This is a genomic window from Paenibacillus glucanolyticus (genome assembly GCF_037333485.1).
Lineage (GTDB): Bacteria > Bacillota > Bacilli > Paenibacillales > Paenibacillaceae > Paenibacillus_AQ > Paenibacillus_AQ glucanolyticus.
Genome location: NZ_CP147845.1, coordinates 2,998,178 through 3,012,073, shown reverse-complemented (window position 1 = coordinate 3,012,073; position 13,896 = coordinate 2,998,178). Strand labels below are relative to the sequence as shown.

At 50.0% G+C, this 13,896-nt stretch carries 11 protein-coding genes and 1 riboswitch; of the genes, 2 read left to right on the top strand and 9 right to left on the bottom strand.

Features of this window, described 5'->3' with window-relative positions:
• Window positions 1-9: 9 nt before the first annotated feature.
• The 6 genes from WDY75_RS14315 to WDY75_RS14290 form a co-directional block, all read right to left on the bottom strand.
• A complete protein-coding gene (locus WDY75_RS14315; RefSeq protein ID WP_063480620.1) occupies window positions 10-1,881 on the bottom strand; it encodes a sensor histidine kinase in 1,872 nt (623 codons plus the stop codon).
• The gene (locus WDY75_RS14310) at window positions 1,878-2,927 is read right to left on the bottom strand and encodes a response regulator (protein WP_063480619.1); all 1,050 of its coding nucleotides are present in this window, start codon (window positions 2,925-2,927) and stop codon (window positions 1,878-1,880) included. The genes WDY75_RS14315 and WDY75_RS14310 overlap by 4 nt, the downstream gene beginning before the upstream one ends.
• 112 nt (window positions 2,928-3,039) lie before the next feature.
• Window positions 3,040-4,620, bottom strand: coding sequence for an extracellular solute-binding protein (locus WDY75_RS14305; RefSeq protein ID WP_063480618.1), 1,581 nt, complete (start codon window positions 4,618-4,620; stop codon window positions 3,040-3,042).
• 150 nt (window positions 4,621-4,770) lie between these two features.
• Entirely contained in the window at window positions 4,771-5,643 is an 873-nt protein-coding gene (locus WDY75_RS14300; RefSeq protein WP_036637364.1) for a carbohydrate ABC transporter permease, read from the bottom strand.
• An 18-nt stretch (window positions 5,644-5,661) separates the two neighbouring features.
• Complete coding sequence (locus WDY75_RS14295; protein ID WP_063480617.1) at window positions 5,662-6,621, bottom strand: ABC transporter permease; 960 nt, start codon at window positions 6,619-6,621, stop codon at window positions 5,662-5,664.
• Between the two features lie 6 nt (window positions 6,622-6,627).
• Entirely contained in the window at window positions 6,628-6,810 is a 183-nt protein-coding gene (locus tag WDY75_RS14290) for a tautomerase family protein (protein ID WP_006210547.1), read from the bottom strand.
• A 261-nt stretch (window positions 6,811-7,071) separates the two neighbouring features.
• Between WDY75_RS14290 and WDY75_RS14285 the strand changes: the two genes are divergently transcribed.
• The gene (locus WDY75_RS14285) at window positions 7,072-8,277 is read left to right on the top strand and encodes a glycoside hydrolase family 88 protein (RefSeq protein WP_063480616.1); all 1,206 of its coding nucleotides are present in this window, start codon (window positions 7,072-7,074) and stop codon (window positions 8,275-8,277) included.
• Window positions 8,278-8,361: 84 nt separating this feature from the next.
• Window positions 8,362-8,566, top strand: a riboswitch (cobalamin riboswitch).
• A 145-nt stretch (window positions 8,567-8,711) separates the two neighbouring features.
• Window positions 8,712-11,009 carry a 5-methyltetrahydropteroyltriglutamate--homocysteine S-methyltransferase gene (metE, locus tag WDY75_RS14280; protein ID WP_063480615.1) on the top strand — a complete coding sequence of 766 codons (2,298 nt, stop codon included), beginning with the start codon at window positions 8,712-8,714 and terminating at the stop codon, window positions 11,007-11,009.
• Window positions 11,010-11,105: 96 nt separating this feature from the next.
• Here metE and WDY75_RS14275 read toward each other — a convergent pair whose 3' ends face one another.
• From WDY75_RS14275 to WDY75_RS14265, 3 genes are all read right to left on the bottom strand, one after another.
• Window positions 11,106-12,215: a sensor histidine kinase gene (locus tag WDY75_RS14275; RefSeq protein ID WP_063480614.1), complete on the bottom strand. Its 1,110-nt coding sequence runs from the start codon at window positions 12,213-12,215 to the stop codon at window positions 11,106-11,108.
• A complete protein-coding gene (locus tag WDY75_RS14270; protein ID WP_063480613.1) occupies window positions 12,212-12,904 on the bottom strand; it encodes a response regulator transcription factor in 693 nt (230 codons plus the stop codon). Before WDY75_RS14270 ends, WDY75_RS14275 begins: the two co-directional genes overlap by 4 nt.
• 144 nt (window positions 12,905-13,048) lie before the next feature.
• On the bottom strand, window positions 13,049-13,894 hold the full coding sequence (locus tag WDY75_RS14265) for a sugar phosphate isomerase/epimerase (RefSeq protein WP_063480612.1): 846 nt from the start codon (window positions 13,892-13,894) through the stop codon (window positions 13,049-13,051).
• Window positions 13,895-13,896 lie beyond the last annotated feature (2 nt).

The following is a 13,896-nucleotide window of genomic DNA, read 5'->3' as shown; positions in this document are numbered from 1 at the left end:
CCCTCCTGATTAGGTTTGCAGCTGTTTCAGCCTGCTGTCTTGTTCGCGCACTCTTTCCATACGCGGCATAGTCATGACAATTCTTGTGCCTTGATCCGGCGAACTGTGAACCGTGATCCCGTATTCTTCGCCATAGACCATCTGGATGCGCCGATGAACATTGACGATGCCGATGCCGCCCCTGCGGCGGACGTGCATCCCGTCATCATCATCGACCAGACGGTTCTCCTCCAGCCTCTTGCGCAAATTATGAAGCTTCTTGTCTGCAATGCCCTCCCCATTGTCCTCCACCATGACCAGCAGATTACCCTGCTCAATCCGCGTGTCAATGCGGATATAATGCCATGCTTCTATTCCTTCCGGAAAGGCATGCTGGAATATGTTCTCGACGATGGGCTGCAGGGAGAGCCTGACCATTTTCTCCAGCAAGAGCTCTGGCGGCGTGGCTACCTCGATTTCAAAGTCACGCCCGATGCGATGCTTTAATATCATCATGTAATGCCGCACATGGTTAAGCTCGTTCGCAATCGTGATCTCCTCCAGATTGGTCTGAATGGAATAACGGAGCATGAAGGCCATGGCCTCCACCATGTCCGAGATCTCATCCGAATCCTGGACGATGGCGTAACAATTGATCGTCTCCAGTGTGTTGTACAGGAAATGCGGATTGATCTGCAGCTGCAGTGCCTGAAACTCTGCCCGCTGACGCTCAAGCTGTATATCCTGCAGCTCCAGCTGCGTTTTTTGATTGTGAAGCTCCGTATCGTACACCTGCTCGATCATGTCGGACAACCGGCTGACCATGAGATTGTAGCTATGAATCAAGCCGCCGATTTCATCCTCCCGCGGTTTCGCGTCAGAGATGTGCGTCCAATTCCCCTTCTCTGTCTGCCTCATGCCATTCTTCAGATTGCGGATAGGATTCACGATCGATTTGCCAAATCTGTAGGCCAGGATGAGCGCAATAATCAACGTGACCAAACCTACAATAATGGTGGTAGAACGAATCCCTGAAATGGGAGCCCGCAGCTCTTCCAGCGGCATCATAATGACAAGACTCCAGCCCGAATATTCAGACTGGCGCGAGATGATCATCGTTTTGTCTCCAAGCACCGGTTCAATGAAGCGATTGTCGCCCTTCGCAATAATGCGCTCCGGCAGATCCGTTGCCGTAATTCCGTCCATATCCACATGCTCGGGCGCATAAACGACTTCACCTTCGCGATCCAGGATGAAGAAGAAGCCCTGCTCTCCCAGATCAACGCCGTTCCATAAGCTGGACAGTTGATCTTCATTGAACTCAACCGCAAGCACGCCCTTTACCTCGTACGAATTCATCCCCCGGATTTTGCGCGCAACGGTAATCACGCTATCCCGATCCTGCTCCAGCAAGCTGGTCTTCAGGATGACAAATTCCCCGTTTTCCGGGGTCTTCTTCATCAATTCCCGGAGGCGATCGGTGGGATCAATCGACATCGCGGAGAAATTCTGATTCTGGTCAAAAATCGACCTGCCGTGAAATCCCAAAATATACATCATGTGCGTTTGGGTCGGATATTGAATGAAAATTTTCTGAAAGACATCCTTGCGGATGAGATTCGTGAACCTGTAATGCTCGTAGCTGTCGCTAGGGTCCATATCCAGAAGTTTCTTGACGGAATCCTGCAGCAGAATTGTATTGCTGATCCGCTCAAACATTTGCAGATGATTGTCCGTTTGTCTTGCGGCGTTCGTGATCACGGTGGTCATATACTTCTCTACCTGCTCATCAATCGCTTCAGATGATTTCATGTAGAAGAAAACGCCGACCGTGGTAAGCGAGAACAATACAACGATAAAAAAATACAGAAAAATTTGACGGGACAAACTCCTCCGCATCATTCGATCCCCAGCAGCTCCCGGTATTCAGAGGGGGTATACCCGGTTACCTTCTTGAAGGTTTTCGTGAAATGGGGATGATCCGCATATCCCACCTCGAACGATATATCCGTTATTTTATAGTGCGGGATGGCGAGAAGTTTCTTCGCCTTCTCCATTCTTTTTTTGATCCGGTAGTGGACAAAGGTCTCATCCGTCATCTGTTTGAACAGCTGACTGAAGTAAGACGGGTTGAGTCCGAGCATATCGGCAACCTCGTCAAGCGAGAGATCCCGGGACAGATTACGTTCAATGTAAGCTTTTGCCTCTTCAACAGGCTCCTTGGCATTGCCTTTTCGCTTCTCCCGAATGAGCTTCACCGTCTGATCCACTGCCTGGCGGAAACCCTCAAAGGTATTGCGTTTCACGCCAGCTTCCGATTCGGGCATTCCTGCCAAAGACTCAAACGAATACACATCCCTGCCGTTAAGTTGCTTGATCAGCTTCGCGTAGAGCTCATTCAGCAATTCCTGAAGCTGAATGGCTTCAAGCCTGCGCTCATTGCAATAATCCTCAATTTCCTGCAGTTTGGCCTGGATGTCATTCATTTGCAAATGCCATACGGCGAGCTCCAGCTGCTCCAGCCAATTCTCCAGCTTGGACAGAGGGAAATACATTCGTTGTTTCTCCTGCATCGATTTCCGGTCCGACATCAGTTTCTTCATCGTGTGATGTACCACCGATTTGGTCACAGGCTTAAGCAAATACTCCTTAACCCCATACGACATACATTTCTGAGCGTATTCGAAATCTCCGTAACCGGAGATAACCACCACCGTAATGTCGCCATATTTCTCATAAAGCTGCTTGCTCAGCTCCAGGCCGTCCATCTTTGGCATTTTGATATCCGTGAAAATGAAATCCGGTCGTGTCGTCTGGATCGATTCCAATGCTTCAATGCCGTTCTCGGCCGTATCCGCTTGAATCATCGAAGGATCCGCCTGGGTGATCAGTTTCGCCAAGCCCATTCTTATCATAGGTTCGTCATCAACGACCAGAATGCGGTACATTACCCGTTCCCCTTTCGAAAGCAGCGAGAGTAGTTTAGCTTTAGCAAGATACTCCTCTGCTTGATTCAAGCAGAGGAGTCATTCTTCAACACTATACTAAAACATGCTCTGCTTATTCGAAAGCGTTTTCTTTTTCGTTAAATCGTTTCGTTGCTTCTTCAATAATCTCGTTGCCGCCTTTGGACAGGTATTCTTCCAGCACCTTGCCGTAATCTTCGATCGGCTCCCTGCTGTATACCATGCGCAGGACATGTTCCAGGATCAGAGGCGGAAGTTCATCCGATTTCGGATTCAGCTCGGGGTACTTAACCATCGCTTCCAGTCTCGGATCGAACTCGATCCCGCGGCGACCTTCCTTCGATAGCATGTTATCAAAGGCACTGATCAGTTCCTTGCCGGAATCGGACAGCTCGGATACGCGCTTGTTGTACGTTGTATCCTGCACCAGCCACAGCCAGTAGTTCAAATACCGCATTTTATCCGCGCCGGCGGCATCCGTCGGAACCTCAAAGACCGGCTTGCCATCGGTTACTTGATAATCCTCGCCTTCAATCCCGAAGCTGAAGAACAATTCCGCATCTTCACTGACCATCCAGTTGAAGAATTTCACGATATCCTCCGCCTTATCCTTCGCTTTGGCGTTAATGAAGAAAGAACGGGTGACCGGATTATAATGGGCATAGCCCCCCTTGCCATCAGGTCCTACCGGAGATGGAATCAGAGCTACTTTGGCATCCGGTACATTCTCGGTGAGCTGGGTTCCCCAGATCGGAAGCTCATTCGCATTCATGGACCACATGCCAGCTTTGCCGCTCGTTACGATGGACTTGAAATCAGCGCTCTCGATCGTGGCAAATTCCTTGCTGATCAATCCTTCTTCATGCATTGTCTTATAGATTCCAATCGCTTGCTTCATATTCTCCTCGTCGAAGAAGGTAGGCTTCACCTTCCCGTCCGGGAACACTTTGAACTGGTTCAGATAGCCCAGTACGTCATAAGCGCCGAAGAAGGTATCGGCATATTTGAAGTTCTGGCGACCGGCATAAGGCTGCTCCACCCCGGCTTCTTTGAACGCGCGGAGTACGTCCATCGTCTCCTCAACCGTTGTCGGAATTTCCTTGCCCACCTTCTCCAACAGGTCGGTACGAATCCACGTTGCCCGTCTGGATGGATTGGAGAGAATTTCGGGAATCCCGTAAATGTTGCCTGTCTTCGAGTCCGTCATCCGCTTCCAGGCTTCCTCCGGGATAAACTTGAGCAGATCCTGCCCGTGCTCTTGCAGAAGATCGTTCAGCGGCAGAAACACTCCGTTCTCGACAGCGCCAGCCAGCTCAGGGCCGCTGATTCCGCCAGTTCCCTGCACCACATCCGGAATGTCGTTCGTTGCAAACATCTGCACCATTTTATCCTGGTACTCATTATGCGGAATGAGACGGATATCAAGGTCCGTATTCGTCTTTTTCTCCAGCTCCAGCACATATTTATCCTTGTTGATATCCGCATTCTTCTCCACGTAGGATACGTTGAGCGTCCGCATCGAGATGGAGAATTTTGTTGCTCCCGCTGCTTCCCCGCCTTCTGTTTTACCGCCACCGGCATGGGTCCCGGCGTCGCCTCCATTGTTACCCGCACAGCCAGCAAGCATGGTCAGAACAAGACCTGCCGTGAGCGCGCGTGTCCACCTTTTTCTCATGAATACCCCTCTTTTCAAGCTAATATAGTCGCTCATAATAGCGCTTTCAAACTTAATATCAGTATAGAGAGCCGTCAGGGCGGGAACAAGGAATGTCTTTGGCTCGGTTTGTCGTTTTTTTAGGATCACGCTTTGGACTACTCCACTGAATTATTCTTTGATCGACCCGATCATCATCCCATGAATGAAGAACCGCTGAAGAAACGGATACAGGAGAATGATGGGCACCGTGGCTACCAGAATAACCGCCATCTGGATGCCTTGCACGGACTGGGAGCTTGCTTCAAACGCTAGGTTGCCTGTATCGGTCAATCCTTCGTTCACGAGCAGCTCTCTTAACTTCACCTGCAGAGGATACTTGGCTCGATCGTTGATATAGTAGAGTGCATCCATGTATTTGTTCCAGTTGGTCACCGAGTAGAATATGCCTACCGTCGCCAATGCCGGCTTCGATAGCGGAAGCACGATGCTCCATAATGTGCGGACCTCGCTGCATCCGTCAATACGGGACGAGTCAATCAGTTCATTCGGAATCTGGGTGAAGAAGGTTCGAAGCACAAACAGATTGAATGCACTGATTGCTGTTGGCAGCATCAACGACCACAGTGTGTTCACCAGATTCAGCTCACGCATCAGAATAAATTGCGGAATCAGCGGCGCCGTGAAAATCATCGTCATCAGGATGATGATCATGATCGTTTTTCTGCCTACATACTCGGGTCTGGACAGTGGATACGCCAGTGAGGCAGTAGCTGCCAGATTAATGAAGGTACCGAACACTGTAATATAAACACTGATTCCAAAAGCTCTCCAAATGGAGACGTCATTGAATACATGCTGGTAGTAAGCAAACGTAAACTCCACCGGCCAGAACATGACCTCTCCCCGGTCAATAGCGCCTGGGCTGCTGAACGACTGAGCGATCACGTTGAGAAAAGGGAACAGCATGGTGAGTGCAAGAAAGGTAAGGATAATATAGTTGCATACAAGAAACAGTTTTCTGCCTGCACTGTCATATTTCACGTTGGATGTCACTCCCCTCTAATACAGCGACTCGCCGGTCGCTTTCTTGCTGATGGTGTTCGCTATCGAGATTAGGAACAAGCCGACAACGGATTTGAACACCCCGATGGCTGTTGCATAGCTGTACTGAAGCTGCTGCAGGCCAGCCTTGTAAATGTACGTATCCAGAATTTCGCTGGATTGAATGTTGAGCGGATTCTGGAACACAAAGACGCGTTCAAATCCATAATCCATGAAATCCCCAATCTTGAGCAGGAACAGGATCGTAATGACAGGAAGCAATGCCGGCAGCGTAATGCTGAGGGTCTGACGCCATCTGCCCGCTCCGTCAATATCGGAGGCTTCGTAGAGATCCGGGTTGATACCTGCAAGTGCCGCGAGATAGATGATGGTCCCCCATCCGACGTCTCTCCATAATCCGGAGCCCACCAGCACAGAGCGAATATAGGAATCCTCTCCAAGAAAATAGATCGGCTCCATGCCGAACCAGCCCAGCATCACATTCACGATCCCGGATGATGGAGACAGAATGCCTACAAAGATACCGCTTACAATGACCCATGACAGAAAATGCGGCGCATAGAAAATGGTCTGCACAATCTTCTTGTAAACGACTTGGCGAACCTCATTAAGGAGTAATGCCAGAACAATAGGTGCTGTAAAAGCAAACAAAATGTCGTACGTGCCCAGTAGAAGCGTATTGCGTAATATTTTCAAGAAATCGTAATGCTGGAACATCCGTTCAAAGTGCTCGAGACCCACCCATGGACTTTTGGTCACGCCGGCAAACAGATTGTAATTCTGAAATGCGATGACGGAACCCATGAGCGGGACATACTTGAACAATCCGAAGAACAGAAGACCCGGTAGCGATATGAAATACAGTGCCCTGTATTTCCACATGAAGCCTAATATGTTTTTGCGCTTGGTATGTTTTCCCGGCAGCGCCTTGCTTACTGCTTTTGTTGGTTCGGCCATCTGTGCTCACCTCTTGTTTCTCAAATTGGCCGGTGCATGATCATCTATCGGAATTTCGTCAAACTGGATGCTGATGAATTCGGGTTCACGATCAATAATACGGGATAACTCTCTTGTAAAAACATCAATGATTTCGCTCTTCTGCTCATCCGAGCGTCCCTCATACATTTTAATCGTAATTTGCGGCAACGGCTTTCGCCTCCTTATGAAATGGATGTGATGAATATCCTTATCCTATAAGTTTTCAGGTACGGGCAGCAATGGAAGTTGATCGCTTCCCTTGTGTTTTTTTTAGGTGCAGAAGGCTGCTTGTGTTTTTTTAGCATCGGCTTGTTATTTCAATAGTTCTTCTGCTCCGCGTATAGAATTTATCGCCTTTCTATGGAACAATAGGTCTCAGCAGAAACGAGACATCAGCCGATCTATACCATAAGTTCTGGGAGGGTTACGATGAACGGACAACAGCAGGAAGCGATCGCATCCTATTCGTTATTATGGGAACGACTCGAGGCCAAACTATCACGCATGGCGGAGCAGCTGGCAGACAAGGTTCCCCATGCAACCAAGAACGGGATCTATGATTCCACCCGGATCGATTGGTGGACCTCCGGTTTTTGGCCGGGGATGCTGTGGATTATGTATGATATGACCAAGCAGCCGCGATATAAGGAATGGGCTTGGGAATGGGACATGAGACTTGAGCAGGCCATTATTGCAGAGAGCAACTTTCATCATGATGTAGGCTTTCAGTTTCTGCCGACGGCCGTAATCAAATATAAGCTGACCGGGGATCAGGATGCCAGGCGCAGAGGGATGTTAGCCGCTACCCTGCTGGCTGGAAGATACAATCCTGCGGGACGGTTTATACGTGCCTGGAATCAGGTGAAACCTACCTCCTGGAATCACGGGAATGAAGGCTGGTCCATCATTGACTCCACCATGAACCTCTCCCTCCTGTTCTGGGCCTCCGAGGAGACAGGTGATCCGAGATATGCGCATATTGCCAGAGAGCAGGCCAATACGGTAGTGGAGCATTTTATAAGACCGGACGGCTCCGTTCGGCACATTTGTCGGTTTGATCCGTTCACCGGGGAATTCATGGAAGCGCTCGGAGGACAAGGACTGGGACCCGAATCCGCCTGGAGCCGGGGTGCTGCCTGGGCCTTGCATGGCATGGCCAACACGTCCCGGTATACCGGTGATATCCGATATCTGGACGCCGCGAAACGCGTGGCGCATTTCTTTGTCGCGTCCCTTGAGGAGGATTCCATACCGCTCTGGGATTTTCGTGCGGAACCCGAGAAGCTGGAAACACCCGCAACAGCAGCAACCCATCAATCAGCTGAATCTCTCTTCATTGCGGCAGAACCCCGAGATACGTCAGCGGCATCCTGCGCTGCTTCGGGTTTGCTTGAGCTCGCAGATCAGGTACCGCAAACCGAAAGCGCGGTGTACCGCAGAAGTGCCTTGCGCATCATCGACTCCTTGACGACTCGTTACGCTGAATGGGATGATCCGAATTATGAAGGCATACTGAAAGAGGCAACAGGCCATCGGCCTGGTGACCAAAATATCAACGTCTCCCTGATCTATGGCGATTACTATTATGTTGAGGCCGCTGCCAAGTTAATGGGATGGAAAAACCGGATCTTCTGATCCGGTTTTTTTGCGTAAGACAACCTCCATTTAAATAGGTTGCATAATTATGGAATTTATTGTACCTTGATACTCAGCAATCAAATTTAATTAATGGGAATAGGTGCTGATGTTGAAGCCTCTTCAATTTCAGCTTAAAAGGGAAGTTTGGTGCAACACCAACGCGGTCCCGCCACTGTAACAGAGGAGTTTGCCATCGGATGATGCCACTGATCAGCTTTTGATCGGGAAGGCCATGGCAGACCTTGATTCTGGAGCCAGGAGACCTGCCTATTCTGACAACACTGCTTACCTACGGGAGATAGGGAGGTGTTAAAGATCGCAGCATCCGTATGTATACAACGGAGGCGTCTTTACCCTTGATATTTTGATCGGGGTAAAGGCGTCTTTTTTTATTCAGTCATTTAAATATGTTGGTGGAGGCGAAGATATTGATGGCAAATGTTCAAAGCAGCAATCTCGGCTATCCGAGAATCGGAGCAAATCGCGAATGGAAAAAAGCATTGGAGTCCTTCTGGAGCGGCAAGCTTGAGGAACACGAACTTCTATCCAAGTTGGACGACATTCGGTTGGACCGTTTACGCATTCAACAGGAGAAAGGCATCGACCTTATTCCGGTTCATGATTTTACAATGTACGACCATATGCTCGACATGTCGGTGATGTTTGGCTTGGTGCCACAGCGTTTCAAGTACGATGGTGGTCCTGTACCGCTGAGTGTCTACTTTGCCATGGCTCGCGGCAGTCAAGGTGCTGCTGCGTGCGAGATGACCAAATGGTTTAACACGAACTATCACTACATTGTACCGGAACTTCAGGATGCCAAACCACATCTTACGGTCAACAAGCCGCTAGAAGCTTACCGTGAAGCCAAATCCTCGCTAGGTATCGAAGGTAAACCTGTTCTTGTCGGTCCCTATACCTTCCTTAAGCTGTCTAAAGGCTACACCCCGGATCAATTCGAGTCCTTGCTGGACCAGTTCACGGATTTGTATGCGGTAATCCTGAAGGAGCTGGAGCAGGAAGGTGTTCAGTGGGTGCAGTTCGACGAACCGATTCTGGTTACTTCATTAACCAAAGATGAATTGGCGCTTGTATCATCCGTATACAAAAAACTTCATGCAGCGGCTCCGGCGATCCGGATCATGCTCCAAACCTACTTCGATTCGGTCAGCCATTATGTAGAGATCATCTCCTTGCCAGTGCAAGGCATCGGGCTTGATTTCGTACACGGCCTGGATGGTAATACCGAACAGCTGCTCAAGCACGGATTTCCTGAGGATAAGGTACTGGGGGTTGGTCTTATCAACGGGCGTAACATCTGGCGTTCAGATCTCGATGCCAAGCTGGAATTGCTGGACACCCTCTCCCAAAAGGTGAAGCCTTCTCAATATGTGATACAGCCGAGCTGCAGCCTGCTCCATGTTCCCGTATCCACAGCTCATGAGGATAAGCTGGACCCCGTACTTCGCCAAGCGTTATCTTTTGCCAATGAGAAGCTGGACGAATTGACGCTGCTCACTAGCGCGCTCAATAATGGGATTGAGTCCGTTTCCGAACAGCTGAAAGAGCATAACCAGGCCGTAGCCGCCATGAATCAATCATCGCTGCGGAATAACGAACAAGTACAGAAAGAAACGTCCAAGGTTGTCGGATTGAATCCGACTCGAGCGCTGTCGTTTGAAGAGCGGCGCAAAGCCCAGCAGAAGAAATGGAATCTCCCGCTCCTCCCTACCACTACCATCGGAAGTTTCCCGCAGTCGACCGAAGTTCGGCAGGCCCGGAAGAACTGGAGAAGCGGCGAATGGTCTGCCGAGCAGTATGAAACCTTCCTCGCCGAGCAAACTCGCGCCTGGATTGAGATTCAAGAAGACATCGGCCTGGATGTTCTCGTTCACGGGGAGTTTGAACGGACTGATATGGTGGAATTTTTCGGAGAAAAATTGGATGGGTTTGCCTTTACAGCTAACGGCTGGGTTCAGTCCTACGGATCGCGCTGCGTCAAACCTCCCGTCATCTATGGAGATGTTGAGTTCGTAAACCCGATGACCGTGAAGGAAACCGTATATGCACAGAGCCTGACCTCGAAACCCGTCAAGGGGATGTTAACCGGACCGATCACGATCCTGAACTGGTCCTTCGTTCGCGACGACATATCAAGAGAATTGGTCGCTTATCAGATCGCCCTGGCTCTCCGACTTGAGGTTAACGCACTGGAGCAAGCAGGCATCGAGATGATCCAGGTTGACGAGCCGGCGCTTCGTGAAGGATTGCCGCTTAAGCGTGAAGATTGGCAGTCATATCTGGATTGGTCGGTGAAGGCATTCCGTCTGTCCACCTCATCCGTGAAGGATACAACCCAAATTCATACCCATATGTGCTATTGCGAATTCCATGACATTATCGATTCCATTCGCGCCCTGGATGCCGACGTGATATCCATCGAGACTTCACGGAGTCACGGCGAGCTGATCGGGAGCTTCGAGGAGCATACCTATGATCATGGCATCGGCCTTGGCGTTTACGATATTCACAGCCCGCGCGTTCCGGAAGTCGATGAGATGACCCAGATGATTAAGCGTGCGTTGTCCGTACTGGATCCCGAACTGTTCTGGATCAACCCCGACTGCGGATTGAAGACGCGCGGCCGCGATGAAACCGTAGCTGCCCTGCGCAACATGGTTGCAGCAGCTGCCCAATATCGAGAGGTATTGTCCGTTAATCAATCTTAAAGGGTTGAAGTAAGAAAACAGGCAAGCGCTCTTGCTTAAAGCAGAGCGCTTGCTGTTTTTTTATATAGATGACTCCTGTCCCTGTACTTCCTGTTGTCATCTGCTCGAATCGACGGGAATTTCCTTGGGTATCCGAATATAGAAGCAGCTTCCACCTGCTGGCTCTTTCCCGCTTTCAGCCCATACATCTCCGCCGTGAGCTGCAACAAGCTGCTTGACGATGGCAAGTCCCATTCCGCTTCCACCGATTAACCGGTTCCTTGATTTATCTCCCCGATAAAGCCTTTCGAATATATACGGCAGATCGGAAGCTGGAATGCCTTGGCCTGAATCCTTAATACGAATCTGAACCGTATTCCCTTCGTCCACGAGATCAGCCTGGACCCTCCCGTTTGCCGGTGTGTGGTGCAGTGCGTTACTGAGCACGTTGATTAAGATTTGAAGCATCCGGTCCGTATCTACTTTAGCGATTATCGGCGAATCGCCGGGTTGATGCACGTATCGCAGATCCACTTGTTTTTCATTGTACGCGGCCCTTACCACGGTCACAGCTCTCTCTATAATCTTGGCCAGATCCTGTTCCGATCGGGATAACTGAAACTCGGGTGATTCCATATCATGCAGATCTTCAAGCTCAGTAACCAGATCAATCAATCGGTCAATCTCTTCCAGGCAGGTTCGAAAGCGATCGGCTGTCGGCTCCCATATGCCGTCCTCCAGCGCACGGGTATGACTCTTCAAGGTAGTTAACGGCGTTCGCAGCTCATGGGCAATATCCTGCGTCATGTTTCTCCGAAGCTGCTCCTGCTTCTGCAGCTGTACAGCCAGCTCATTCAGCGAAGAACCGAGTCCCGCGATTTCATCATCTCCTCGGGTATCCACCCTGATATCCAATTTTCCTTGCGTCATCATCTCAGCTGCTTGCTTCATCTGGATTAGGGGAGCTGATATCCTTCTAGCCACATAAATACCTATGATGGAGGCCACCGCTATCGACAGCAAGCATGTCAAAATAATGGATTGCATCTGCGCCTGCTCCAGATGTTCGTTCAGCTCGTCCATTCCGTGATGCCCATTCGACTGCTGCTGGTACATGGCTATATGATAATGGTTGGTCACAATATTGGTGACGGTAAACACGATCAGAATCCCTGCGGTGATGCTGATGATAATGGCGGCAAGCCTTAGATCCAGGCGCTGCTTCAAGACACCTCACCTCCAAAGCGGTAGCCGAATCCGTAGACGGTGATGATATATTGGGGCTGTCTTGAATCGGGCTCAATCTTCTGCCGCAAATTCTTGATATGCTGATCAATAATGCGGATATCCCCAATAAAATCGCAGCCTAATACCCGATCGACCAGCTCTTCGCGCGAGAAATTCCGCTGTGGATACTTGGCCAGCAAGAGCAGCAGTTTATATTCGCTGGGCGTCAAATTTATGACCTGTCCATCACAGGTTACCTCGTGCTTCAACGAATTGATCACAAGCCGCCCCTGGTGATATACAATTACATCTGCAAGCAGCTTGCTGTCATCCCCCCGTCTTAAGACAGCTTTGATTCTTGCCATCACCTCGCGGGGGTCAAAAGGTTTTACAATATAGTCATCCGCACCGGCCGCAAACCCGCCAATCCTGCTGCTTTGGGTCACTTTTGCCGTCAACATCATAATCGGCACTGAGCTGAACGTTCGAATTTCCTGGCATACCCGCTCACCCTCCATATCCGGCAGCATCAGATCCAATATAACAAGATCCACAGCCTGCTTACGCATGTATCCCAATGCTTCGGCACCGTTTGCCGCTTCCAGTGTCAGATAATGTTCTTTAAGCAGATAAGAAGCAAGAACTTCTCTAATATTCGGCTCATCGTCCACGACTAATATGGTCTTCATGGTTGTTTCTCCTTATCGAGTGCTTTCTCAGTACACGTCCACTTTAACATAAAAATTCATGATAACTGAAACTTGTGAAGATCTAGTGAGGACACGCCAAAAAAGCCCATGAATACCATGGGCCTGGCTACTGTAACAATCCCCTCATCCGTTTCTTTGAAATGCAGCCATTCGGGTCCTCAGGTAGTGAGCACTCTTCGGCACCTCATTCTCTGACAATCCATGAAGAATAAGCGGTCCCTTGAAATGATAATCTTGCAGCAGCCTCAAGTAAGCTCCGTAGTCCAGATCACCGGTTCCGGCAGCCACATATTTCAGCCCGTCAGCGGTCGAATAATCCTTCACGTGCGCGATAATGACCTGTTCGCCGAGCAGCGACAATGCTTGTTCCAGAACATCAGCCAAAGGCTTCTCCTCCTCCGGCCTGAACAAATTCGCCGCATCCAGCACGACCTTTAATCGGGCTGAAGCGATGGTATCCAGCAGCTGCCTGCCTTTGACGGCATCGCTAACCACATTGGCCCGCTCAGGTTCAATAGCGAGGTCAAGCTGGAATTCCTCCGCGATATTCACAACCTCCCGCATCGTCAGGAGCAGATCATTCCATGCTTCCGGCGTATCGTTATCCGGATGCGTTCTCCACATATTGACCGGGTCCCTTGTGCCTGTGCACAAGGTGATGACCGATGTTCCCATGGCATGGCACATCGCGGCCAAATGACGAAACCGGCGAACACCGTTCCGCAGTTTCTGCCGATCCGGGTGAATCATGTTAAAGGTACCGGAGACTGCAGCCATATGAAGATGCCGCTTCTCACACGCTTCCCTTATATGGACCGCCATCCCCATATCCACTGCATCCGGCAGAGACGGGAGACCAGCGCATGACAGATTGAACTGTATGATATCGAGTCCACTTGCCATGACTGCATCCAAATTCCCATCCAATGTCGGACGGTCATACGTCTTGGAGAAGATGCCAAGCCTCATGC